20 protein-coding genes and 1 rRNA gene are annotated in these 23,057 nt (G+C 61.4%); 5 read left to right on the top strand and 16 right to left on the bottom strand.

Annotated features, from left to right (window positions below; genetic code table 11):
- Positions 1-145: 145 nt before the first annotated feature.
- Complete coding sequence (locus CAY35_RS00105; RefSeq protein WP_109302803.1) at positions 146-1,651, top strand: amino acid permease; 1,506 nt, start codon at positions 146-148, stop codon at positions 1,649-1,651.
- Positions 1,652-1,807: 156 nt separating this feature from the next.
- Here CAY35_RS00105 and argG read toward each other — a convergent pair whose 3' ends face one another.
- Genes argG through CAY35_RS00070 form a run of 7 tightly spaced genes read right to left on the bottom strand, consistent with a single transcriptional unit; the run spans position 1,808 to position 10,147 of the window.
- The gene (gene argG, locus CAY35_RS00100; protein ID WP_101630138.1) at positions 1,808-3,229 is read right to left on the bottom strand and encodes an argininosuccinate synthase; all 1,422 of its coding nucleotides are present in this window, start codon (positions 3,227-3,229) and stop codon (positions 1,808-1,810) included.
- 52 nt (positions 3,230-3,281) lie between these two features.
- A complete protein-coding gene (gene der, locus CAY35_RS00095) occupies positions 3,282-5,438 on the bottom strand; it encodes a bifunctional cytidylate kinase/GTPase Der (RefSeq protein ID WP_109302802.1) in 2,157 nt (718 codons plus the stop codon).
- Between the two features lie 2 nt (positions 5,439-5,440).
- Entirely contained in the window at positions 5,441-6,544 is a 1,104-nt protein-coding gene (locus tag CAY35_RS00090; RefSeq protein WP_109302801.1) for a prephenate dehydrogenase, read from the bottom strand.
- 3 nt (positions 6,545-6,547) lie between these two features.
- Positions 6,548-7,636, bottom strand: coding sequence for a pseudouridine synthase (locus CAY35_RS00085; protein ID WP_109302800.1), 1,089 nt, complete (start codon positions 7,634-7,636; stop codon positions 6,548-6,550).
- 53 nt (positions 7,637-7,689) lie between these two features.
- A complete protein-coding gene (scpB, locus tag CAY35_RS00080; RefSeq protein WP_109302799.1) occupies positions 7,690-8,421 on the bottom strand; it encodes an SMC-Scp complex subunit ScpB in 732 nt (243 codons plus the stop codon).
- Positions 8,418-9,305 carry a segregation and condensation protein A gene (locus CAY35_RS00075; RefSeq protein ID WP_258265554.1) on the bottom strand — a complete coding sequence of 296 codons (888 nt, stop codon included), beginning with the start codon at positions 9,303-9,305 and terminating at the stop codon, positions 8,418-8,420. The genes scpB and CAY35_RS00075 overlap by 4 nt, the downstream gene beginning before the upstream one ends.
- Positions 9,302-10,147: a ParA family protein gene (locus CAY35_RS00070; protein ID WP_101629979.1), complete on the bottom strand. Its 846-nt coding sequence runs from the start codon at positions 10,145-10,147 to the stop codon at positions 9,302-9,304. Before CAY35_RS00070 ends, CAY35_RS00075 begins: the two co-directional genes overlap by 4 nt.
- Before the next feature lie 313 nt (positions 10,148-10,460).
- Between CAY35_RS00070 and mgtE the strand changes: the two genes are divergently transcribed.
- Positions 10,461-11,804 (top strand): magnesium transporter, encoded by a 1,344-nt coding sequence (gene mgtE / locus CAY35_RS00065; protein WP_109302798.1) that lies wholly within the window; start codon positions 10,461-10,463, stop codon positions 11,802-11,804.
- Between the two features lie 33 nt (positions 11,805-11,837).
- Here the strand turns inward: mgtE and xerD are convergent, their stop codons facing one another.
- The 8 genes from xerD to CAY35_RS00025 are packed head-to-tail and all read right to left on the bottom strand — an operon-like array spanning position 11,838 to position 18,945.
- Positions 11,838-12,848 (bottom strand): site-specific tyrosine recombinase XerD, encoded by a 1,011-nt coding sequence (gene xerD, locus CAY35_RS00060; protein WP_375231724.1) that lies wholly within the window; start codon positions 12,846-12,848, stop codon positions 11,838-11,840.
- Entirely contained in the window at positions 12,814-13,485 is a 672-nt protein-coding gene (locus CAY35_RS00055; RefSeq protein WP_109302797.1) for an NUDIX domain-containing protein, read from the bottom strand. Before CAY35_RS00055 ends, xerD begins: the two co-directional genes overlap by 35 nt.
- A 40-nt stretch (positions 13,486-13,525) precedes the next feature.
- Complete coding sequence (gene recN, locus CAY35_RS00050) at positions 13,526-15,253, bottom strand: DNA repair protein RecN (protein ID WP_109302796.1); 1,728 nt, start codon at positions 15,251-15,253, stop codon at positions 13,526-13,528.
- Positions 15,250-16,407, bottom strand: a complete 1,158-nt coding sequence (locus CAY35_RS00045; RefSeq protein ID WP_109302795.1) for an NAD kinase — start codon at positions 16,405-16,407, stop codon at positions 15,250-15,252. The genes recN and CAY35_RS00045 overlap by 4 nt, the downstream gene beginning before the upstream one ends.
- Positions 16,388-17,221 (bottom strand): TlyA family RNA methyltransferase, encoded by an 834-nt coding sequence (locus CAY35_RS00040; RefSeq protein ID WP_109302794.1) that lies wholly within the window; start codon positions 17,219-17,221, stop codon positions 16,388-16,390. The genes CAY35_RS00045 and CAY35_RS00040 overlap by 20 nt, the downstream gene beginning before the upstream one ends.
- The gene (locus CAY35_RS00035) at positions 17,218-17,424 is read right to left on the bottom strand and encodes a hypothetical protein (RefSeq protein ID WP_109302793.1); all 207 of its coding nucleotides are present in this window, start codon (positions 17,422-17,424) and stop codon (positions 17,218-17,220) included. Before CAY35_RS00035 ends, CAY35_RS00040 begins: the two co-directional genes overlap by 4 nt.
- Positions 17,417-18,292, bottom strand: coding sequence for an HAD-IIA family hydrolase (locus CAY35_RS00030; protein ID WP_109302792.1), 876 nt, complete (start codon positions 18,290-18,292; stop codon positions 17,417-17,419). Before CAY35_RS00030 ends, CAY35_RS00035 begins: the two co-directional genes overlap by 8 nt.
- A complete protein-coding gene (locus tag CAY35_RS00025) occupies positions 18,289-18,945 on the bottom strand; it encodes a hypothetical protein (protein ID WP_109302791.1) in 657 nt (218 codons plus the stop codon). Before CAY35_RS00025 ends, CAY35_RS00030 begins: the two co-directional genes overlap by 4 nt.
- A 27-nt stretch (positions 18,946-18,972) precedes the next feature.
- Between CAY35_RS00025 and CAY35_RS00020 the strand changes: the two genes are divergently transcribed.
- From CAY35_RS00020 to CAY35_RS00010, 3 genes are all read left to right on the top strand, one after another.
- Positions 18,973-19,437, top strand: coding sequence for a hypothetical protein (locus CAY35_RS00020; protein WP_109302790.1), 465 nt, complete (start codon positions 18,973-18,975; stop codon positions 19,435-19,437).
- Positions 19,438-19,912: 475 nt separating this feature from the next.
- The gene (locus CAY35_RS00015) at positions 19,913-21,028 is read left to right on the top strand and encodes an NAD(P)-dependent alcohol dehydrogenase (RefSeq protein WP_109302789.1); all 1,116 of its coding nucleotides are present in this window, start codon (positions 19,913-19,915) and stop codon (positions 21,026-21,028) included.
- Between the two features lie 40 nt (positions 21,029-21,068).
- A complete protein-coding gene (locus CAY35_RS00010) occupies positions 21,069-22,544 on the top strand; it encodes an aldehyde dehydrogenase family protein (protein WP_109302788.1) in 1,476 nt (491 codons plus the stop codon).
- Between the two features lie 215 nt (positions 22,545-22,759).
- Here CAY35_RS00010 and rrf read toward each other — a convergent pair.
- A 5S ribosomal RNA gene (gene rrf, locus CAY35_RS00005) occupies positions 22,760-22,876 on the bottom strand.
- Positions 22,877-23,057: the final 181 nt, after the last annotated feature.

Below are 23,057 nucleotides of genomic sequence, written 5' to 3'. Positions count from 1 at the left end.
GCAGAGTTTGAGACTTACCTTTCGCGCGCATCAAAACTAACGTCTTTTTTACGTATGTCTCACCATTTGCTTATAGAAACGGGTAACGTCAGCGCACATGACGTTTCAACGTCACGTGTCACCCTGACTAATAGAAGGTCTACCCATGAGCAAAACCGAGCACGCACACAACGATGCTGCCGACAACCTCAACCGGAGCCTGCATGCTCGCCACATGCGCATGATCGCCATTGGCGGCGCGATCGGCACCGGGCTATTCCTCGCATCCGGCGCAACCATCTCCCAAGCCGGCCCCGGCGGCGCGCTCCTAGCCTATGCGCTCATCGGCTTCGTCGTGCTCATGGTCATGCAGTCACTCGGCGAGATGTCCACGCACCTGCCCGTAGCTGGCTCCTTCGAGGTATACGCGTCCCGCTACGTGTCCCCCTCATTCGGGTTCGCAACCGGCTGGAACTACTGGTTCAACTGGGCCATCACACTCGCGGCAGAACTCGTAGCTGCAGGGCTTGTGATGCGGTTCTGGTTCCCTGATGTGCCCGGGTGGATCTGGGCCGCAGTGTTCCTCGCGTTACTGACCGCCATCAATGCACTTTCGGCACGCGCCTTCGGCGAATCCGAGTTCTGGTTCGCGCTCATCAAAGTCGCGACCGTCATCGTGTTCCTCGTGCTCGGCGTGCTCATGATCATCGGTGTGATCGGCGGCCCATCCCCTGGCTTCCATAACTGGACCACAGGCGAAGCTCCGTTCGTGGGCGGACCGTGGTCCACCATCGCCGTGTTCATGGTCGCGGGTTTCTCGTTCCAAGGCACCGAACTCGTGGGCGTCGCCGCCGGCGAATCCGAAAACCCACGCCGCGATATGCCGCGCGCCATCCGCGGCGTGTTCTGGCGCATCATGATCTTCTATATCGCGGCGATCGCCGTGATCGGCTTCCTGCTCCCCTACACCGACCCGAACCTGCTCGCGGCCGCCAACAACGAAGACATCACGGCATCCCCATTCACCCTCGTGTTCGACCGCGCCGGCATTGCGCTCGCTGCCGGTGTCATGAACGCCGTGATCCTCACCGCGATCCTCTCGGCCGGTAACTCGGGCCTCTACTCCTCAACCCGCATGCTGTACGCGCTCGCGGAATCCGGCCGTGCACCGAAAATCTTCACGTGGCTCTCCAAGCGCCGCGTCCCAGTCCCGGCGCTGCTGACCACCGCGGCCATCGGCGGCTTCGCGTTCACAACCCACCTCATGGGCGAAGGCCAGGCCTACACGTGGCTACTCAACATCTCCGCGCTGTGTGGTTTCACCGTGTGGGCAGGCATCTCGTGGAGCCACCTACGCTTCCGCAGGGCCTTCATCAGGCAAGGCCACGACTTGTCCGAACTGCCGTATAAGGCGCCGCTCTACCCGTTCGGTCCGATCGTCGGGTTGAGCGTCATCTTCGTGGTCATCATCGGCCAGAACTTCGAAGCCATCCAGAACGGCAACCTCGGCGCCGTACTTTCTTCCTACATCGGCCTGCCAATCTTCCTCGCGATCTGGGGCATCCACGCCATCGTCACAAAACAGGGCCGCCTCATCCCGCTCGATCAGATCGACGTCTCCGGCCTCAAACCCGGCGAATACGACCCAAGCCAAGAAGCTAGCCAGGACTAGAAGCCATACATAGCGCCCCATAAACAGCAACAGGGCTATCAACAACGACGGGGGCTGCGGTTCAATCTGAACCGCAGCCCCCGTCGCTATGTGCTGGTTTTATGCGCCGGTTTTATTATGCGCTGATGTCGCGCGGCTGTTTAGGCGCGTCGTTGATTAGTCGGTGCCCATGTCGAATGCGGCACGGTTTGATGCCTCATCCAGGTCCTCGTCGGCCTGTTCGGAACCGGCCACGATCGCTTCAGCGCCACCCTCTTCAAGCTCGCCCACGAGCTTGGCGGTCACACCACCCACGATGCCCTGCTCGGCGTACTGCTCGAGGCGGGAACGCGAGTCAGCGATGTCCAGGTTGCGCATCGTGAGCTGGCCGATGCGCTCATCCGGACCGAACGCAGCGTTACCCACACGCTCCATCGAAAGCTTCTCAGGGTGGTACGACAAGTTCGGGCCCTCGGTGTTCATGATCGAGTAGTCGTCACCGCGGCGCAGACGCAACGTCACCGAACCCGTCACAGCGGAAGCAACCCAACGGATCAGAGCCTCGCGCTGCATGAGTGCCTGCGGATCCAGCCAGCGGCCCTCGTACATGAGGCGACCCAAGCGGCGGCCTTCGTTGTGGTAGGTCGCGATCGTGTCTTCGTTGTGGATCGCGTTGACCAGGCGCTCGTACGTGATGTGCAGAAGCGCCATGCCCGGAGCCTCGTAGATGCCGCGAGACTTCGCCTCGATGATGCGGTTCTCGATCTGGTCAGAGATACCCAGCCCGTGGCGGCCACCGATGCGGTTAGCTTCCTTGACGAGCTCAACCTTGTCTTCGTATTCGACGCCGTTGATCGCAACCGGCATGCCCTCATAGAAGGTCACCGTGACGTCCTCAGTCTTGATCTCAACCGATTCATCCCACGGGGCCACGCCCATGATCGGCTCAACCAGGTTCACGCCGTTGTTGAGGAACTCGAGGTCCTTCGCTTCGTGCGTTGCACCCCAAATGTTCGCGTCCGTCGAGTACGCCTTCTCAGCGGAGTCACGGTACGGGAAGCCGCGTTCGGTGAGCCATTCGGACATCTCCTGGCGGCCACCGAGCTCGTCAACGAACTTCGAGTCAAGCCACGGCTTGTAAATCTTCAAGTTCGGGTTGGCCATGAGGCCGTAGCGGTAGAAACGCTCGATGTCGTTGCCCTTGTAGGTCGAACCGTCACCCCAGATGTTGACGCCGTCTTCCTTCATGGCGCGCACCAGCATCATGCCGGTTACCGCGCGGCCGATAGGCGTGGTGTTGAAGTAGGTCTTACCGCCCGAACGAATGTGGAAAGCACCCGTCTGAAGCGCGGCGATGCCTTCCTGGACCAGCATGTCCTGAACATCAACAAGGCGAGCGATCTCCGCGCCGTACTCTTTAGCGCGGCCAGGAACACCTTCGATATCCGGCTCGTCCGGCTGGCCGATGTGCGCGGTGTACGTGCACGGAATCGCACCGTTTTCACGCATCCATGCGACAGCCACCGACGTATCGAGGCCACCTGAGAAAGCAATGCCGACGCGTTCGCCGACGGGCAGATTGGAAAGAACCTTAGACATGTTCGCCATTCTAACGTTGGAAAATTTTGTTCTGAATTGAAACTTCTGTGTGTTACTTTTTGCGCTTGTTTCCGCGGCGCTCACGCACCCGCATCTGAATGTCGATCGGGGTTCCGCGGAAGTCGAACGTCTCGCGCAAACGACGCTCAATAAAGCGCCGGTATCCCGGATCCAGGAAGCCCGTGGTGAACAACACGAACTTCGGCGGGCGCGCGCTCGCTTGCGTCGCGAACAAAATACGAGGCTGCTTACCGCCGCGCAACGGGTGCGGATGCTCAGCGACCAATTCACCCAAGAAGGAGTTGAGCTTGCCCGTAGGGATGCGTCGATCCCAGGATTCCAGAGCGATATCCAAAGCCGGCGCGAGCTTGTCTTTGTGCCAGCCGGTCTTCGCGGAAATGTTGACCCGCGGAGCCCAGGACACGTGCTTGAGGTCCTGTTCGATCTCGCGCTCGAGGTAGTAGCGGCGCTCGTCCTCGAGCTTGTCCCACTTATTGAACGCCAAGACCAAGCAACGGCCCGCGTCGATCACTTGCTGCAGGATCCGCTGGTCCTGCTCAGCCAGTTCCTCGTCAACAGCCAAAAGCACGACGACCGCCTCGGCTTTGTCGAGGGCCGATGCCGTGCGCAGGGATGCGTAGTAGTCGGCGCCAGACGCCATGTGTTGCTTACGGCGCAAACCCGCCGTATCAACGAACTTCCAGATGCGGCCGTCGAGCTCCACGAACTCGTCGATCGGGTCACGCGTGGTTCCGGACTCATCGGAAACCACTGCACGCTCGTGGCCCACCAGCTTATTCAGAAGCGAGGACTTGCCCACGTTCGGGCGGCCCAGCAGAGCTACGCGGCGCGGACCACCCTCCGGGTCAGCCTCACCGAAAGCGGACTCTTCCGGCAACATCTTGATCAGCTCATCCAGCACGTCCGCGGTACCGCGGCCATGCAACGAAGACACCGGATGCGGCTCGCCAAAGCCGAGGTTCCATAAAGCCATCGCATCAGCTTCAAGCGACGGACCATCGACCTTGTTCGCAACCAACAAGACCGGGCGGCCCTTGCGGCGCAACATCTTCACGATCGCTTCATCGGCCGCGGTAGCCCCAACCACCGCATCGACCACAAGAACAACAACATCCGCGACGTCAACGGCACGCTCAGCCTGCTCAGCGACCAGGCGATCCATGCCCTTCGCATCGGCTTCCCAACCGCCCGTATCCACAACGCGGAAACGCTTGAGGTTCCACTCCGCGTCATACGTCACGCGGTCACGCGTAACGCCCGGAAGGTCCTCAACAACCGCCTCACGGCGGCCCAAAATACGGTTCACCAACGTGGACTTACCCACGTTCGGGCGGCCCACAATCGCGACCACAGGAGGGTTCTCGCCAGGCTCATCGGCCTCCCATCCCTCACCGGCCAGGAGAGCGGCGTCCTCGTCATCGAGCTCATAATCCTGCAAGCCAGCCAACAGCGCCTCAGCACGCTGCTCATCGGCCTCATCATCGCCATCGACAATCGCCGTGGCCTGCTTGCTGACCTCATACTCGACAACCGTCAAAACAGCCTCAACAGACTGCTCAAAGTTCAGCTCAGACGTGTCAACCAAAGTCACACCCTCAGCGGCCTCCATGAAGTTCACGACCGAGGAGTCCTTCTTATCGCGCTCCCCCACCTGCTGAGCCAAGGCTTGCGCAGACTGCGTGTTATTCAACTGCAAGCCACGGCGCTTCATCCGCACCTCTTCCGAGGCCGTGAGCAAGATGCGCGCATCAGCAAAAGGCGCCACGACCGTCGTAATATCGCGGCCCTCAGCAACAATCCGGCCAGCATCAACAATCGCGTTGCGCTGCCGCTCGACGAGGTTCTCACGAACCTTCAGGTTCGTCGAAACGTCAGAAACCCGCTCAGAAATCCGAGGCTCACGGATCTCCTTCGTCACGTCGCGGCCATTGACCACAACGCGCTGCTCATCCGGATCAGTAGACAACTGAATGTCAGCCTCAATCACAGCCTGGGCAACAGCATCCTGATCCGATAAATCAATCCCAGACTCCAACGCCGCGAACGTCACCGCACGATACATCGCGCCAGTATCCAAGTACCCCAAACCCAACGTCCGGGCCACTTCCTTAGACACCGACGACTTACCCGAACCCGCCGGGCCATCGATAGCAACAATCAGAGAACCAAAAGCATCCCGCTCATCCATGCTCACTGCACAACCTTCCAATCCAAGCCCGTCAAAACAGACACAAGCTCATCGCGGCGCCCAGGCAGAACCTGGATCTCAACCAAACCAACCTCATAACCCGACGAATGCTCCATCCGCAGGTCCTCCATATTGATGCCGGCCTCACCCATGTCAGTCAACAAACGGGCCACCTGACCAGGCTCATCATTCACAATCACAGAAACCGTAGCGAAAGACTGCGGAGGCGCGCCGTGCTTACCCGGAATCCGCGCCTGCCCCTGATTCCCTTCCGTCATCAGCTCCGCAAGATCCAACGCAGCACCAGAAGCAAACGGGTCACGCAACGTGACAAGCAACCGATCCAGATCCGACTGCAGACCCTCCAAAATCGGGATCAACTGCTGCGCATTATGCGCCAGAATCTGGATCCACAACCTCGGGTCGCTCGCCGCGATCCGCGTCGTGTCACGCAAACCATTCCCCGCCAACGCCAACGACGACGCCGGAGCGTTCAAAAGCCTCGACGCCAAAAGCGAAGACGCGATCTGCGGGAAATGCGAAATCAACGCAACCGCCGCATCGTGCGTTTCAGCGTCCATCACCGTGATCGACGCACCCAAATCCAAGCCCACCGACTTCGCGGTCTTCACCGCATGCGACGTAGAGCCCTCGTGCGGAACAACAACCCACGGCGACGCCGTAAACAACGCACCCCTGGCAGCCGCCGGTCCAGACTTCTCACGCCCAGCCATCGGGTGGCAACCAACGTAACGAGCCAGATCAGCCTCAGCCACATCGTCGTAAGCCTTCAGCGCATCAATGATCGACCCCTTGACCGAGGCCAAATCAATCACAACCGCGTCAGGGAACTCCGCCAAAGCCTGCGCAATAATCCCCGGCGTCACATCCGGAGGCGTAGCAACGATCACCAAAGAAGGCGCGAAATCCGTGCCATGCGGTGCCAAAAAGCCAGCGCCCATATCCACCGCGATACGCTGCGCGGTCGGCGAGGCATCCCGCAAACCAACCTCAATGCCAGCAGCACGCAAACCCAGCGCCGCCGACGTGCCCAAAAGCCCCGTCCCAATCACCAGAACAGGACCCTGAAGGTACCCCTCAGCCACGGCCTACAAACCCACTTCCGCTAGCAAATGCCCCACCTCAGTCTTGCTCAGGCGACGCACCGAACCCTGGCGCTGCTGACCCAGCGTGATCGGGCCAATCTGAGTCCGCACCAGGCGGCGCACCGGGAAACCGACCGCATCAAACAGGCGGCGCACAATCCGGTTACGGCCCTCATGCAAAACCACTTCAGCCAACAAGTCCTTACCGGAGCCATCAACCAGACGGAACGAATCGACCTTCGCCAACCCGTCCTCAAGCTCAATGCCTTCACGCATCTGCGCACCCACACCATCAGGCAACGGGCCACGGATCTGAACCAAATACGTCTTAGACACTTCGAACGACGGGTGCGTCAAGCGGTGCGCAAGCTCACCATCGTTGGTCAACAGCAGCAAGCCCTCCGTCTCATAATCCAGACGGCCCACGTGATACAAGCGCTCAGCCTGCCCCTCGCGCAAGAAATCGGAAATGTCCTTGCGGCCCTCGGGGTCGTTCATCGAGGTCACAACGCCGGCTGGCTTGTTGAACACCAGGTAGGTCTTCTCCGTGTCGAGTTGTAGCCGGATGCCGTCAACGTGGATCACATCCACCTCAGGATCCACACGCGTGCCCAGCTCAGTCACGATCTGGTGGTTGACCTCAACACGGCCCGCGAGGATGATCTCCTCACTCGCACGGCGCGATGCGACACCCGCGTTAGCCATGACCTTCTGCAAACGCTCGCCCTCGCTGTGCTCCTTGCGCGGGCCGGAATCAACAGGGGTCGACGGGCCACGGCGTCGGCGACGCACCGGACCAAGATCATTGAAGCGATCCTCAGCGAAGGCACGCGGACCACGCGGCTTCTGGCCGCGCTGCTGCCCACCGCGCTGCTGGGCGTTACCTTTAGCGCCACCACGCTTCTGGGCGTTGCCCTTGTGGCCTCCACGCTGAGGTTTCTGACCGCCCGCGTACTGGTCTACTTCATCCTGCTTCGGGGCATGACCACGGCGAACCTGCCCCGCCTGGAACCCCTTAGGTTGTTCCTTCGGTTTACCCTGCCCGCGGCGGCGCGAACCCCCACGCGAATTCGATCCAGTCTGGCGAGTCATACGTCTCAACGTCCTTCGATTAGCGAATGACTATTCCGCCGTCGCCGTCATTATCACAACGAGGGCAGTACATCATCCAAGTTTTCAACACCTGGCAAAAGTGGCGACAGGTCTGGAAGTTCTTCGAGGCTGTCTACGCCTAATCTTTCCAGAAGTACCGGCGTGGTCCCAAAGAGACCCGCCCCAGTGACTTCATCGGTCGCGACCTGTTCGATCAAACCGCGCGTCATCAGGGTGCGCACCACGCCGTCCGCGTTCACTCCACGGATGCTTGCGATGCGGGCCCGGGACACCGGCTGCCGGTACGCGATGATCGCCAGGGTTTCCATCGCGGCGGCTGAAAGCTTGGCCGTTTGGCCTTCCAGAACAAAGCGAGACACAAGCTCACGATGCTCCTGCCGCGCCCCGATGCGCCAGCCGCCACCTACTCTGCGGAGCTGGAAGCCACGGCGAACGCTGAAGCCTTGGTCGATATCGCCGTCGCCTGTGTTGGCTTGGTCTGTGGTGCCGTCGTCTGTGTTGGATTCGTCGGTGTCGCTGTGGCCCGTGGAGCGCGACTTTCCATCATACTCCGCCGCGAGCTCGTGGAGCACGCGGCTGATGACCACCGCATCGACCTCAAGTAGTTCAGCGAGCTCGGCTTCCGTGAGCGGCCGGTCGGCGACCATCAGCACGGCTTCGAGCCCTTCACGAACCTGCGCATCGTCGGCCGTGTCTGCTTTTTCGATGTTGCCTGGGGCTTCGCCGTTGCGTGGTTCTTCGATGTTGGCAGTCTCTTCGCTCATGCGGTTTCTCCTTGTGAGGCGGCTTCCTCGTCGCCGTCGTATTCAGCGACCCGGAACTCTCCGGAGCCTGTAGCGATCCATTCGACCATGATCTCAGTCAGCGGGGATTCCTGTTCAAGATCCACGGCGCGGTCTCGATACATTTCGAGCAAAGCGAGGAAGCGCGCGACCACAACGAGGGACGCTTCGGCGTCGGCAGTGAGCTCGCTAAAAGTGAGCGCCTTGGCGGCGCGGAGCCGTGCCGCGATCTGTTGTGCCTGTTCGGCAACCGAAACCGGGGCGTCGTGGATATGGTCCGTGCCGACCTCATCGGGCTCAGCAGTGTGTTTGCGCGCGAGGGCCTTCGCGGCGATGGCCGCAAACTGTTCCGGAGTGTGCGTCCACTCGAGTTCCGGAAGGTGCTCGCGCACATCGGGGTCATCTGCCCTGACCTGCCGCGGGACAAACCGGCTTCCCGCTTCCAGCAGGTGTTCCAGAACAGTCGCGGCTTCTTTGTACGCCTTGTATTGGAGCAACCGCGCGAACAGAAGGTCGCGCGCTTCAAGGCGTTCGATGTCCTCGGCGTCTTCAACTTCGCCTTGCGGAAGGAGACGCGCGGCTTTCATGTCCAGGAGAGTTGACGCCACGACGAGGAACTCAGTGGTTTCGTCCAGGACCGTTGCGCCGATTTCATCGGCAAGCGTGCGCAGATACGCGACGAATTCGTCGGTGATTTCGGCGAGCGCAACTTCGGTGATGTCGAGGTCGCGCCGGCTCAGCATCTCAACGAGCACCTCGAAGGGACCGTTGAAGTTTTCGAGCGTTACTTGGAAGTTTGCGCTCGCGGCCGGGCCGGGGGCTTTGGGAGCTGTGCTCTCGTGTCCGGCGCCGGGTTGCTGTGTCACGGAGCTCCGCCGCGCGCGATGAGCTCTTTAGCGAGGCGCCGGTAGCCGTGCGCTCCGGCGTGCGATGGAGCGAATTCGGTGATCGGTTCCATCGCGACCGTTGCGTCCGGGAACTTCACGGTGCGGCGGATCACGGTTTCGAACAGTTTGTCGCCGAAGGCTTCGTCGAGGCGGCCCAGCACTTCACGCGAGTGGAGAGTGCGCTGGTCATACATCGTTGCGAGCACGCCATCGATCTGCAGGTCAGGGTTGATGCGGTCCTGGACTTTTTCGATCGTGTCGATCAGCAGGGCCACGGCACGCAGCGCGAAGAACTCCGCAGTGAGCGGGATGATGACGCCGTGCGCTGCGGCGAGCGCGTTGACAGTCAGCAGGCCGAGGGACGGCTGGCAGTCGATGATGATGACGTCGTAGTCGTCGGAGACTTTACGCAACTGCGAGGCGAGGACCTGTTCGCGGGCAACTTCGTTGACGAGCTGAACTTCGGCTGCGGAGAGGTCGATGTTGGCCGGCAGCAGGTCAATGTTCTGGACGTCCGTCTGCAGGATCGCGTCGCGGATCTCGACGCGGCGTTCCATGAGCACGTTGTAGACAGTGAGGTCGAGCTCGTGCGGGTTGACGCCGAAGCCAGCCGATGCGGCACCTTGCGGGTCGAAATCAACGATGAGGACGCGTCGGCCGAGTTCCGCGAGTGAGGCTGCGAGGTTGATCGAGGACGTCGTCTTACCGACGCCGCCCTTCTGGTTGACCATCGCGATGATGCGGGCCGGGCCGTGTTCGGTCAGCACAGGTGGCTCAGGGAGCTTACTCAGAGGGCGTCCGAGGGCGTTGAGTTCCTGCATTCCGCCTGGCGCAGGTACTCGGCCAAAGGAGTTTGGATCGCTCACGGGTGAGACCGCCCTTCCGTGCTGAGTTTCGTTGTCGTGATGTGCTTGCGTGCTCTGTTTTAAGGCTAGTGGTTTTTCCGTGATTAAAGCTGGTTTTGCCCTATATCTCGGCGAGCCTTGACCCTCAACTGAAACTCGAAACTTTAGGGCTTGAAAGGCGCCGTTGACCGCGTCAGCCAGCTCCCGCATCGTTGGTTATATCTTTGCGGGTAGGGTGTAAACGGCGGCGGTCTATTGCCGCGTTGTCAGCCCGGGGTGAGGAGTCATCATGACGATGGATCAGCTGATCGATTCGCTGCGCGACCACCCGCGTAATGAAGCCGAGCTGGTCAAGCTTGGCCACCTTGCGCGCAAGGTGCCAACGCACGACATGGCCTACCTCATGAAGACGCTGCCGACCGACCAGGCGGCGATCGTGTACCGCGTTCTAGACAAGGACACGGCGCTCGCGGTTTTCGAAAGCCTCTCCCCTGCAACCCAGGCCGAGTTGATCGCTGAGCTGCGGCACGGCGAGATTTTTGAGATCTTCAACGAGCTCGATCCGGACGACCGTGCGTCCCTGTTCGATGAGCTTCCGGCTAAGGTCGCTGACCGCCTGATGTCTGGGCTGGATCTTGAACAGCGCACCATGACCACCACGGTGCTCGGTTATCCCGAGGACGCGATCGGCCGCTACATGTCGCCCGAGGTGCTGTGGTTGCACCCGGAGTGGACGGTGCGGCGCGCGATCGACCACGTCAAAGCGCACATCGACGAGCCGGAAACGATTTATCTGCTTCCGGTTTTGGATGACTCCCGCATCCTTCTGGGTGTCACGGGGCTGCGCCGTCTGTTGTCTTCGGACGATGACATGACCGTCCGGGAGATCATGCGCGAGGCCGAGTCAGCGCACGCTACGGATCCTCGTGAAGAGACCGCGCGCCGCTTCTTGGGCGGCAAGTTACTTGCGATGCCGATCGTGGATGCTGAGCACCGCTTGCTTGGTGTTTTAACCTATGACGATGCGGTTGAGATCATCAACGAAGAAGACGCGGAAGACGCGGCTCGTTCTGGTGGTGCGGAGCCGCTCGAGAAGTCTTACCTCTCGTCTTCGATCATGCGGATTGTTCAGTCGCGCGTTGTGTGGCTTGTGATGCTCGCGTTGTCTGCGGCGTTGACGGTCAAGGTGCTGGATCTGTTCGAAGACAAGCTGTCGACGGTCGTGATCCTTGCACTGTTCATCCCGTTGCTCACGGGCACGGGCGGTAACACCGGTAACCAGGCTGCGACCACTGTGACGCGTGCGCTTGCGGTCGGTGAGGTTCGTATCCGTGACTTGCCTAAGGTGATTTGGCGTGAGTTGCGGGTCGGTTTTGTTCTCGGATTGATTCTGGGTTCGCTCGCGTTTGTCATCACCGGTTTCATTTACGGATTCACGTTCGGGACCGTGATCGGACTGACATTGCTTGCGGTGTGTGTTCAAGCGGCTGTGGTGGGCGGCATGATGCCGATCATCGCCAAGAAGGTCGGCGCCGACCCTGCCGTGTTTTCTAACCCGTTTATTTCAACGTTCTGCGATGCGACAGGCCTGCTCATCTATTTCGGCATCGCGTCTGTGATTCTTGGAATTTAGGCCGTTCGGCGCAATGTTCGTAAGCCGTTCGGCTCAGCGGGCCCGCGGGTGGGAGGTTGCGAAGACCTCGCGCAGCGTCTCCGCGGTGACCATCGTATAGACCTGGGTCGTGGTCACGGATGCATGCCCGAGCAGTTCCTGGACCACGCGGACGTCCGCTCCGCCGCTGATGAGGTGGGTCGCAAACGAGTGACGCAGGGTGTGCGGACTGATTTCTTGTGTCAGCTTAGCTTTGCTCGCGGCTGCGGTGACGCTGTTGAAAACGGACTGGCGCGAAAGCCGGCCGCCGCGTTGGTTGAGGAACAGCGCGGGGCTGCCTTTGCCTTTCGCCGCAAGCGCGGGCCGTCCACGCACGAGATAGGCATTAAGCGCATCGACCGCGTAGCTACCCAACGGAACGTAGCGTTCCTTGTCGCCTTTGCCTCGGACCCTCACCACAGAGGGAAGCTTGTTCCCGTCCTCATCGAGGTCGGCAGGGCTTGAGTTGCCGTCAAGGATGAGGCTCAGATCGTCGACATCGAGGCCCACCGCTTCCGATGCGCGTGCCCCGGTTGCGTACAAGAATTCGATGAGCGCGCGGTCTCGCAGGCCTCCCGGAGTTGAGGTGTCGGGTGCGTCGATGAGGCGCGCGACTTCCGGAACGCTCAGAGCTTTCGGCAGTTGCTGGGGCACGGCGTTGGGGTGGATATCGGCCGCAGGGTTATCGGCCGTAATGCCTTCCATCGCCCAGAACGTATGCATTCCACGCACTGCGACGATCGTGCGGGCCGCGGATCGGGCGGCTAGCGGCTTCTTGCCGTCTGCTCCGTCGCGGAGGGACTGCTGGAACGCGCTGATGTTCTGCGGGGTGATATCGCTGGCTTGCGTTATGCCTTGGCTAGCCAAGAAGTCCGTGTAGCGGCGGATATCCCGCCGATAAGCCGCGACGGTGTTGGCCGACAGGCCTCGCTCAACCACGAGATGCTGCAGGTAGATCTCCGCGCTTTTTTCAAGCGGCGTCGTCGCGGCCTCACGCATGGTGTGGGCGCGCTGGCCATGGCGCATCGGCTGGCCGTAGGGTTTGGTTGCCGCGGGCCTTGTGAGCGGCGAGCGCGAGGATCCCGACGACGGTGGTCGGGTTACCGATGCGGCCGCTCAATACCGCTGTGACGGCGTCTTCGAACGGAACCCATTGTGGTTCGAGGAACGCTTCTTCTTCGGTGCGTTCGTGGCGTTCGTTTTCGGGGATCTCGTGGAGGTCTTGCGCAAGGTAGATGCGCATCGCCTCGGAGGAGCATCCGGGCGACATGTAGTGGTCTGCAAGCACGTGCCAGGTATCGGCGCGGAGGTCGGCTTCTTCTGCGAGTTCGCGGCGCGCGGCGTCCAGCGCTGGTTCACCTTCGACGTCGAGCAGCCCTGCTGGGACTTCCCACAGTTCGGCGCGGACGGGCTGGCGGCGTTGCTTCTGAAGCAGGATCCGGCCGTGTTCGTCCACGGCGAGGATTCCCACTGCGCCCGGGTGGGTCATGAATTCGCGCGTGATGGGCGCGTCCTCCCCTGGCATCGTGAATGTTTCGCGGGTGATGTCGAAGATCGCTCCGTCGAACACGGTTTCTGCGTGAGTGACAGCCGCGGGAACCCGGACGTCACCCAGTTCGTGTGCGCTGGTCTCGGCCTGATGCTCTGGCTGATGCGTGGACATGGGCTCCTCGTTACCGTGCTTGAGTCGCTGACGTTGAGTTTCAGTTGGCTTCGTTGCGTTCGCGCGCGGCGTCGGTGAGCAGCTCTTGCGCGTGCGCGCGTGCCGCCTCGGATTCCGATTGGCCTGCAAGCATCCGGGCGAGTTCCTTGACCCGCTCGTCCTCGCTGAGTGCCTTGATGTCCGATGTCGTGAACCCGTCGGCACCGTCGCTGTGGCTGGTCTTGTTGATCGTGAGGTGCTGGTCGCCGAACGCGGCAACCTGCGGCAGGTGGGTCACCACGATGACCTGGACGTGGCGGGCAAGCCGGGCCAACCGGCGGCCGATTTCCACGGCCGCTTCCCCACCGACTCCGGCGTCGACTTCGTCGAAGATGAACGTCGGGACCGGATCGGTTGCTGCTAGCACGACTTCAAGAGCCAGCATGACTCGGGACAGCTCACCGCCTGAGGCTCCCTTGCCGAGTGGACGCGGGTCAGCCCCAGGGTGCGGGGCGAGTAGGAACGCGACCTCGTCGGCACCGTGCGGCCCCGGTTCGGTCTCGGTCACCTGGATAGTGAGGTGAGCGTTCGGCATCGCAAGTGCAGCAAGTTCTTCGTCTACGTTCTGGGCAAGCCGCTGCGCGGCCTCAGAACGCAGCTCGTGGACCTTCTCAGCGTGTTCGCTGAGTTCCGAGCTGAGCTCTTCGACTTTCTGAGTCAGTTCCTCGACGCGGCTCGGGTCGTCGATGAGTTCGAGGTGCCGGGCACGTGCCTTGGCCGCCCACTCGATCACGGCATCCACATCGGGAGCATATTTGCGCGTCAACGCGTTGAGCGCTGCGCGCCGCTCCTCGACAGCAGCGAGCTCAGCTGGCCCGTCGGCGTCGAGGCTCTGCTGGTAGCTCGCGAGCTCGGTCGCGATGTCGGAGATCACGTAGCCGACTTCCCGCAAGCGCTGGGTCTGTTCGGCCAGCGCAGGGTCCTGGCTGTCAACTGCTTCGAGCGCTCTCTGAGCAGCATCCAGAAGTGAGACGACATCGACCGCTTCACCGATCTCTTCGGACACCAGCGCGGCGTGCGCGGTGGCCGAAGCGGTACGGAGTTCCTCGATGTGGCTAAGCTTGTGAGCGCGCGCATCGAGCTCTTGAGCTTCGCCCTTTTGCGGGTCCACCGCATCGATCTCTTCGAGAGCGGCCTGTAGGGTCTGCTCTTCCATCTGACGTTCGTAGCGGTTCTGCTCGACGTCAGCCAGCTCCGCGCGTGCCGCCTTGAGATCCCGGTACACGTCCTTATATTCGGCGAGCGCCGCCGCGAGTTCGGAGCCAGCGAAGGCGTCGAGCGCAGCCCTCTGTTCAGCCGCGCCCCGGAGACGCAACTGATCGGTCTGCCCGTGCACTGTCAAGAGGGATTCGCCGATGCGCCCCAGCACTGCAACCGGCACGGCTCGCCCACCCGCGTGTGCTCGGCTGCGGCCTTTCGCCGCGATCGTGCGGGAAAGATACAGGACCGATTCGTCATCTTCCCCGTCGGTTTCGGCGCCAGCTTCGGAAGCGATCTGAAACGCGGCGTCGTCTGGCGCACCCACCACGGTGGCTTCCACGACCGCAGCATCTTGGCCGCGGCGCACCACACCGGAATCGGCGCGCGTCCCGGAGATCAGCCCGAGCGCCGTCACGACCATCGTCTTACCTGCACCGGTTTCACCCGTCACCACGGTCAGTCCCGGACCGAACGGCAAGGAGGCTTCCTCGATAACACCGAGGCCACGGATGTTGACGGACTCGATCATCGCGGCTCACCTCCGCCTCGCTGCTGCTCCTCCGGCAGCGCACCCGGCTGCTCCCCCAGCGGCTGCTTGGGTTCGTGGTGGTACAGCTCCGTGGCCCGATGCGACGGCAGGCGCTCCGAATTATGCGGCGGCTCCACGACGCTGATGCGGTGCACCGCCGGCAACTCAGAGGTTTTAGGGTGTGCACCCGGGTCCTCGACGGGGCCTCGCCACCCCACCGTGGGGAGCTTGAATTTAGCCACGAGCCTCTCCGCGAACGGTGTATTCGTCAAACGCACAAGCCGCACTGGCGTCTTGGAACGAGTCACTTCAACGCGGGATCCCGGAGCCAGTTCAACCATGCGGCGGCCATCGCACCACAAAACACCCGTCGCATCTGTACGGGTCAGAACCTCAGCGGCGGTCGTTGACGAAGGCGCAACAACCAGCGGCTTAGCGAACAGCGCATGCGCAGAAATCGGTGCAACCACGAGGGCTTCGACCTCGGGCCACACCACCGGCCCACCGGCAGAAAATGCATAGGCCGTGGATCCCGTCGGCGTTGCAAACACAACACCATCGCAACCGAACGTCGAGATCGGCGACCCATCCACATCGATCGCTACCTCAAGCATGCGTTCACGGTTCGACTTCTCAACAGCCGCCTCGTTGAGCGCCCACGTATGCGCGCCCCTGCGGCCCTCATGCCACACCTGAACGTCAATCGCCATGCGTTCATCTACGGTGTAGGCGCGATTCGCGATCGCCTCAACCACCGCGTCGATATCCGCTTTTTCACTTTCAGCAAGGAAGCCGACGTGCCCCAGGTTCACGCCCAGCAAAGGAACATTGCTACCACGCGTCAGCTCGGCCGAGCGCAGCATCGTACCGTCGCCGCCCAGAACCATGACGAGCTCAAGTTCATCGAGCCCCACGCCCTCGCCCAGGACCTCAAGGTTTGAAGCCGCATCCGGCAAGGAGGAGTCGATGCGAGACTGGCCAATCACATCGACTTCATCACGCATCATGACGGGTGAGAGGCCGTGGGCCGACAAAACGCTCACTGCACGAATGGCGATCGCTACAGCTTCTTCTCGACCCGTGTGGGTCATCACCAAGATCCGACGCACTGACGCTCCTTGTTGTTCCCGACTTTCAAGAATAGTCAACGGCATCCAGCAACGCAGTCAGGTTGCGCTCGCTTGTGGATGAATCCTCCGATTCAGCGTTTTCCTTTATCCACATGACAAAGAATTCGACGTTTCCGTTTTGCCCCGGCACCTCGGAACGCAACACAGTCACAGGCTTCAAACCCAGCCCTGCTTGCTCCGCGAAGTCCAGAACCTTCGTCACAGCATGGCGCCGCAAAGCAGGTTGAACCACAACGCCCGCCTTATTCAGCCTCGAACGCCCCACCTCAAATTGAGGCTTGACCAGCATCAGCATTCGCCCGCCCTCACGCAGCTGTGCGGCCAGCGGCACCAACACGAGCGTGAGCGAAATAAAAGACAGGTCCCCCACCATGACATCAACACCGCCCGGAATGAACCCCGGATCAAGGTGACGCACGTTCACACCTTCACGGTTCACAACCCGCTCATCCTCAGCCAGGCTCGAGTGAAGCTGCCCATGCCCCACATCGACCGCATACACGCGTTCGGCCCCGTGATCCAACAGAACCTGCGTGAATCCGCCCGTCGAGGCCCCCGCGTCCATGCACGTCGCCCCGTTGATCGGCAACCTGATCCCGCGAGCGCTGAGTGCTTCCAGCGCCGCGTGCAGCTTACCTGCTGCGCGCCCCACCCAGCGGTCTTCGGCATGCTCCTGGATAACGATGCTGGCACCCGGCTTAACCTTGGCCGAAGGCTTGGTCGCCGGCTTGCCTTCGACGAAGACGCGGCCTTCGCGGATCAGTACGGCCGCGCGGGTCCGGGACGGGGCATAGCCGAGGTCGGCGAGTGCGGCGTCAAGGCGTTGAGGGGCGCTCACGGAAGATCGCTCTCCAGGACATTGGTGAGGTCGTCAAGAACGCGGCTGAACCGTTCAGGGTGTTCGCTGACCGGTAGCGAATCGAGGTCAGCGAGCGGCTGCAGCACTTCCGGCAGCTCCTGTGCCGGTAGCTCCTGCGCCGGCTGTTCCTGCGCTGGCTGTTCCGTTGCCGCGTGGTGTTCTGGTGAGTTCTCGCTAGTCATTCAGGCTCTCTTGAGGTCCGCTCTCTTCGAGTACACAGGAGTGGGCTGGTGCACGCAAGTCGCGTAGATCATTGAGTACGTAACGCGGTTTCAGCCCAGGCTCCGCCTGCTTGGCCGCGGCGAGCGTATCGACCCCGGTCAGGACGAGCGCGGTAGCGAAGCCGGCAGCGTTCCCGCCTGCAACATCGGTGTCGAGCCTGTCGCCGATCACGAGCGGATTCTGTGCTCCCAAGGCCCTCGCCGCCATCTGCATCAGCGTCGGGGCGGGCTTTCCGGTCACGATGGGTTCCTGCCCGGTCGCGGCCGCTACCGCGGCGACGAGCGTCCCGTTGCCCGGCGCGATGCCTTCCGCCCGCGGGATCGTCGTGTCGGTGTTTGTCGCGATCCATCGCGCGCCTGCGGTGATCGCGTAGCCGGCTTCCGCGAGGTGCCGCCACGTGACGTCGGGGTTGAAACCTTGCAGCACGAAGTCGGGTTGATCTGCGGCGGAATCAACAAGCTCGAACCCTGCGTCGGTAGCTTCCCGGCGTAGAGCCTCGGTCCCGACGACGTAGGCGGTCGGCTCCTGGATGTGAGCTTCCGATGCGGTCTGCCGTGCGTGTTCCGCAGCGGCTCGCGAGGAACCGAAGACCTGCTCTGGCGTGGTCGGGATACCCAGCGAACTGATGTGTTCGGCTACCTCTTCCGGGGTGCGTGAGGCGTTATTGGTGCAGTAGGCAACGCGAATACCGGCCTCCTGCGCCGCAACGAGCGCGTCGACCGCGTGCGGAACTGCGTCCGGGCCTGCATATACAACCCCGTCGAGGTCGCACAGAAGCGCGTCGTGCATGTCTAGCAGGGACGCGTCCTGATGCGTGTGGCCACTCATTCCGTGTCGGCCTCGCCGCTGGTCTCGCCGTCCTTAGCCTCGCCCTGAGCTGCGCCTTCGCCCGATGGCTTAGCTTCCGCATCCTCGGCCGCGTCGGCTTCGTCTTCCACGAGGTCAACGATTTCTGGCTCAACATCGTTGAGTCCCAGCGCCTCCATCGCAACCGGGATCCGCGCACGCCAAGCGGCGGATTCAGTTTCCTGACCCGTGGCCTCGAGTGCGTCTGCATACAGCTCGAAGAGGCGCGGACTGAAGATGAAAGCGCGGTTCATGTCGAGCGTTGGAATCTGCAGAGCCTTGATGGCTTCATCCGCCTTGTTGGCGTCGAGGAGGATTCCGGCTTCGACCATCGCGGCTTCCGCTCGAGGCTGGCCCTTGAGCGCCTTCGCTTCGTCGGAGCGCAGCGTTTCGAGGGCTTTGTCTACCCGGCCGAGCGCACGTTCACAGTCTGCAATCGTGGCGATGTGGTCGTGGATGCCGGAGATGCGACGGTGGGTGCGCAGTTCACGGAGTGCTTCGCTGTACTTGCCAGCCGCATATGCGGTCAGACCTACAGCTTCGCGGACGAGGGCGACGCGGCCACCACGGCGCGACGCCGCTTCTGCGTGCGCAAAGGCCAGTTCAGGGTCAACATCGATCAGTGCGCCGGCCATAACGAGGTGCTTCGCTACCCATGGGCGGTGCTTTTCGTCGAGGAAGCGGAGTTCGCGGAGCGTTTCTTTATCGAGTTCGTTCCCGGTTACGCTCGGATCGATTTCTGGGGAGCGTTCGCGGTCGGGGCGATTTGCGGCGCGGATGTCGCCGCCACGGCGTCCTTGCGGACGGTTGCGTTCATTATGCTGGCGATCGTCACGCTGACGATCGTTGCGGCGGCGGTCTGGACGCCCGCCATCACGGCGCTGCCCATCACGGCGGCGGTCATCGCCTTGCGCGCGGCCGTGTCCGCGGCGCTCGTCACGGCCGCCACGTTCGTCGCGGTTCCATTCTCCGCGGCTCCGGTCTTGACGGTTGTCGTGTTCGTCACGCTTCCATTCGCTACGACCTGGGTGATCGTCGCGGCGACGATCGCCACGGTTCCACCGTTCATCGCGGCCACCACGCTCGCCGCGCTTCCAGCCGTCACGATTGCGTTCTCCACGTGGTGAGGCGCCGTGTCCACGTTTGTGCCCACCACGATTGTGGTGGTTCTTGCCATGTTCTTGGCCTGCTCCGCGCGGGGAGCGACGTTTCTGCTCGTCTGCCACGTTTCCCTCTTTGTGATTGTGCCGCGCTCGTGCCTCAAGCGCCACTGACCATTTTAGCGACGACTTCGAGGGAAAGCTCGCCACCACATCGTGGTTCCTACCCACAGGGTCTGTTGCTGAAGATATCTCGGTCGATAGCCGACTGCTAGACCACAATGTCGGGCGACGCAAGCACAGGAGACCACTCACGCAACATCGATGTGACGGGAATCACTGACTGATAGGCTCCGAAGTAGGTTCAGCGGGCCAGTTAGATTCCGTGAGCATGCGCTACCAGAGCGCCCTTCATCCGCATTGTCCTTGATCCGCATTGTCCTTGAACCACGCCAGAGTTCGCATCCCACACATAATTCGCACACAAAAAACAGGAGACACCATGAAGATCGACGCGTACGTCGTAGAAGGAATCAACGAACCATTCGTTCGCGAAGAACTCGAGCTAGACAACCCCGGACCAGGAGAAGCCCTCGTCCGGGTCGTAGCTACCGGTGTGTGCCATACCGACCTCAACACCCAGTCCGGCGACATGCCGTTGCCCCTGCCGGGCGTATTTGGCCACGAAGGATCCGGAATCGTCGAAGCCGTCGGCGAAGGCGTGACCGACATCAAGCCGGGCGACCACGTCATCATGGGTTGGGCTTTCTGCGGGGAATGCCGCAACTGCGTCCGTGGAGAGCACCGCTACTGCCTCAACATTGGCGCTGAGCTGCTCGCCGGTATTCGACTTCACGGCCCCGATGCCGGAACCTCGGCCTACTCCCGCACGGACGGCTCGTCCGTCTCAGGCCACTTCTTCGGCCAGTCTTCCTTCGCCACATACTCCCTGACCCGCGCCAACGCACTCGTCAAGGTAGACGAGGACATCGACCTCAACCTCCTTGGGCCTCTGGCGTGCGGCATCACGACCGGCGCAGGCGCTGTGCTCAACACGGCGCAGCCGGGCCCCGGTGAATCGGTCGTCATCATCGGCACCGGAGCGGTTGGCCTCGCAGCGATCATGGCGGCGCGTAACACCCCAGCCACCACGATCATCGCGATGGATCTGCAGGATTCACGCCTTGAACTGGCACGCGAGTTCGGTGCAACCCACACAGTCAATACCCGTGACAAGAACATCGTCGATGCCGTCAACGAGATCTGCAGCGGCCCAGCCGACTACGTGATCGATTGCACCGGCAACATCAAGGTCATCGAACAAGCCGCCGATGCGGTCGGCCTCATGGGCACGTTCATCCTGGTGGGTGGAGCCCCAGCAGAGGCACGGTTCTCGCTCGACCACATGCGCACTCTGTTCGGTAAGACGGTTGTGGGTACCCTGGGTGGTTCTTCCAACAGCCGCACCCTCATCCCTGCCCTCATCGAGCTCTACAGGCAGGGCCGCTTCCCGTTCGACCGACTCGTGAAATTCTATGGTTTCGACGACCTAGACCAAGCCATCGCCGACGCTCACGAAGGCGGCACCATCAAGGCCGTCCTGCAGGTTTCCTCTTAAGAACTGAATTTCACGCCGTTTCAAAAAGAAAGGACACGACATGTCAGAAGCGCAATCCTACGCGGACCTGATTTCTGAGGATCTCTACATCGACGGCTGGCGCGCAGGTAGTTCTGAGCGTTCCGCAACGACGTCGAACCCGTTCAACGACGAACCGATCGCAACCATCCGTCAGGCTTCCCAGGAAGATGTCGATGCGGCCTACGAAGCAGCAGCGAAGGCTCAGCGTGAATGGGCCGCTCTCCCACCGAAGGAACGCGGCGACATCCTGAACAAGGCAGCGGACTGGATCGAAGAGAACCGCGACGCCATCATCGAACTGATCCGCACCGAGTCCGGTTCGAGCGCACTCAAAGCCACCGTTGAAACCGGTCTGGCCGTCGGCTCGCTACGCGAGGCCGCGACCTTCCCTACCCGTATTGCCGGGCAGATCCTGCCGTCCAACACCCCAGGTAAAACCAACTACGTGTTCCGTGAAGCGTTGGGCGTTGTTGGTGTCATCAGCCCGTGGAACTTCCCGCTCACGTTGTCGATGCGTTCGGTTGCACCTGCCTTGGGCTGTGGTAATGCTGTAGTTCTCAAGCCAGCGTCTGACACTCCCCTGACCGGTGGCCTCCTGCTGGCCAAGATTTTCGAAGCTGCCGGCCTTCCGAAGGGTGTGCTCAACGTTGTTGTTGGCGCTGGCTCGGAAATCGGCGACTACTTCGTTGAACACCCTGTTCCTCGCCTCATTTCCTTCACCGGTTCTACTCCTGTCGGCAAGGACGTGGGTAAGACTGCGGTTGGTGGTAAGCACCTCAAGAAGGTTGCGCTCGAACTCGGTGGCAACGCGCCGTTCGTAGTTCTCGATGACGCCGACCTCGATAAAGCTGTTGGTGCTGCGATCATGGGCAAGTTCCTCCACCAGGGACAGATCTGCATGTCGATCAACCGCATCATTGTCGAGGCACCGCTCTACGACGAGTTTGTCGAAGCGTATGCCAAGCGTGCTACAGACATCGCATACGGAGATCAGCTGGAAGACAGCACGATCGTCGGCCCGGTCATTAACGACAGCCAGCTGAAGTCTGTTACTGGCAAGATCGCTCAGGCTCGCGAAGAAGGTGCGCGTGAAGTCGTGGCTGGAACCGTTGAGGGCCGCGTTATCTCTCCCCACGTATTCGCCGACGTGACCCCAGAGATGGAACTGTTCCGTGAAGAAATCTTCGGCCCAGTTGTCGGCATCATCAAGGCAGACAACGAGGCTCACGCCCTCGAGCTCGCTAACAACACTGAGTTCGGCCTTTCTTCGGCTGTTTACACGCGTGATTTGACGCGTGGTATGCGTTTCGCTCGCGACGTTAAGGCCGGCATGACTCACGTCAATGACATCACGGTCAACGATGAAGCTCACGTGATGTTCGGTGGCGAAAAGAACTCTGGCCTGGGCCGCTTCAACGGTGAATGGGCAATCGAAGAGTTCACTACCGATCACTGGATCAGCGTCTCGGAAGGAACGGAGCAGTTTCCGTTCTAATGAATCAGCTACGCCGCAGCTGACATAGGACGCGGCCCAAACGGTAGGTGCGGACCCTGTTATATACAGGGGCCGCACTTATCTTTGACGCAATGGACTCAAGATCTCGGTCGGTTGTGTTTGTGGTTTAGATGAGTGTTGGTCCTGATGCTTCGACCGAACCCCTGGTGTGGGGGTTGGGAGCTTCAGGACCAACATCCTCTATTTGTGGTTATGTTCGGCGGTGTCCTACTCTCCCACAACCTCCCGGTTGCAGTACCATCGGCGCTGTGGGGCTTAGCTTCCGGGTTCGGGATGGGACCGGGCGTTTCCCCCACGCTATAGCCGCCGTAACTCTCTCACCCCTGCCAGTGTTGTTGCTGGTGGGGAAACCTGTGTGTTACGTGAACATAGTGTTCTGTATTCAGTTTTGTGTGTGTCTCTCACCCCGTCAGTGCAGCTGTATGGCTGTTGGGGGTGGGTTTGTGGTGTGGTGACCGCTTAGTGGACGCGAACCTCTCGTGTTTGAGGATG

It is taken from the genome of Pseudoglutamicibacter cumminsii (assembly GCF_003143995.1).
In the GTDB taxonomy this organism is placed as follows: domain Bacteria; phylum Actinomycetota; class Actinomycetes; order Actinomycetales; family Micrococcaceae; genus Pseudoglutamicibacter; species Pseudoglutamicibacter cumminsii_B.
Note: the sequence above shows the minus strand (reverse complement) of the source record. Positions and strands in the feature narration are given on the sequence as shown.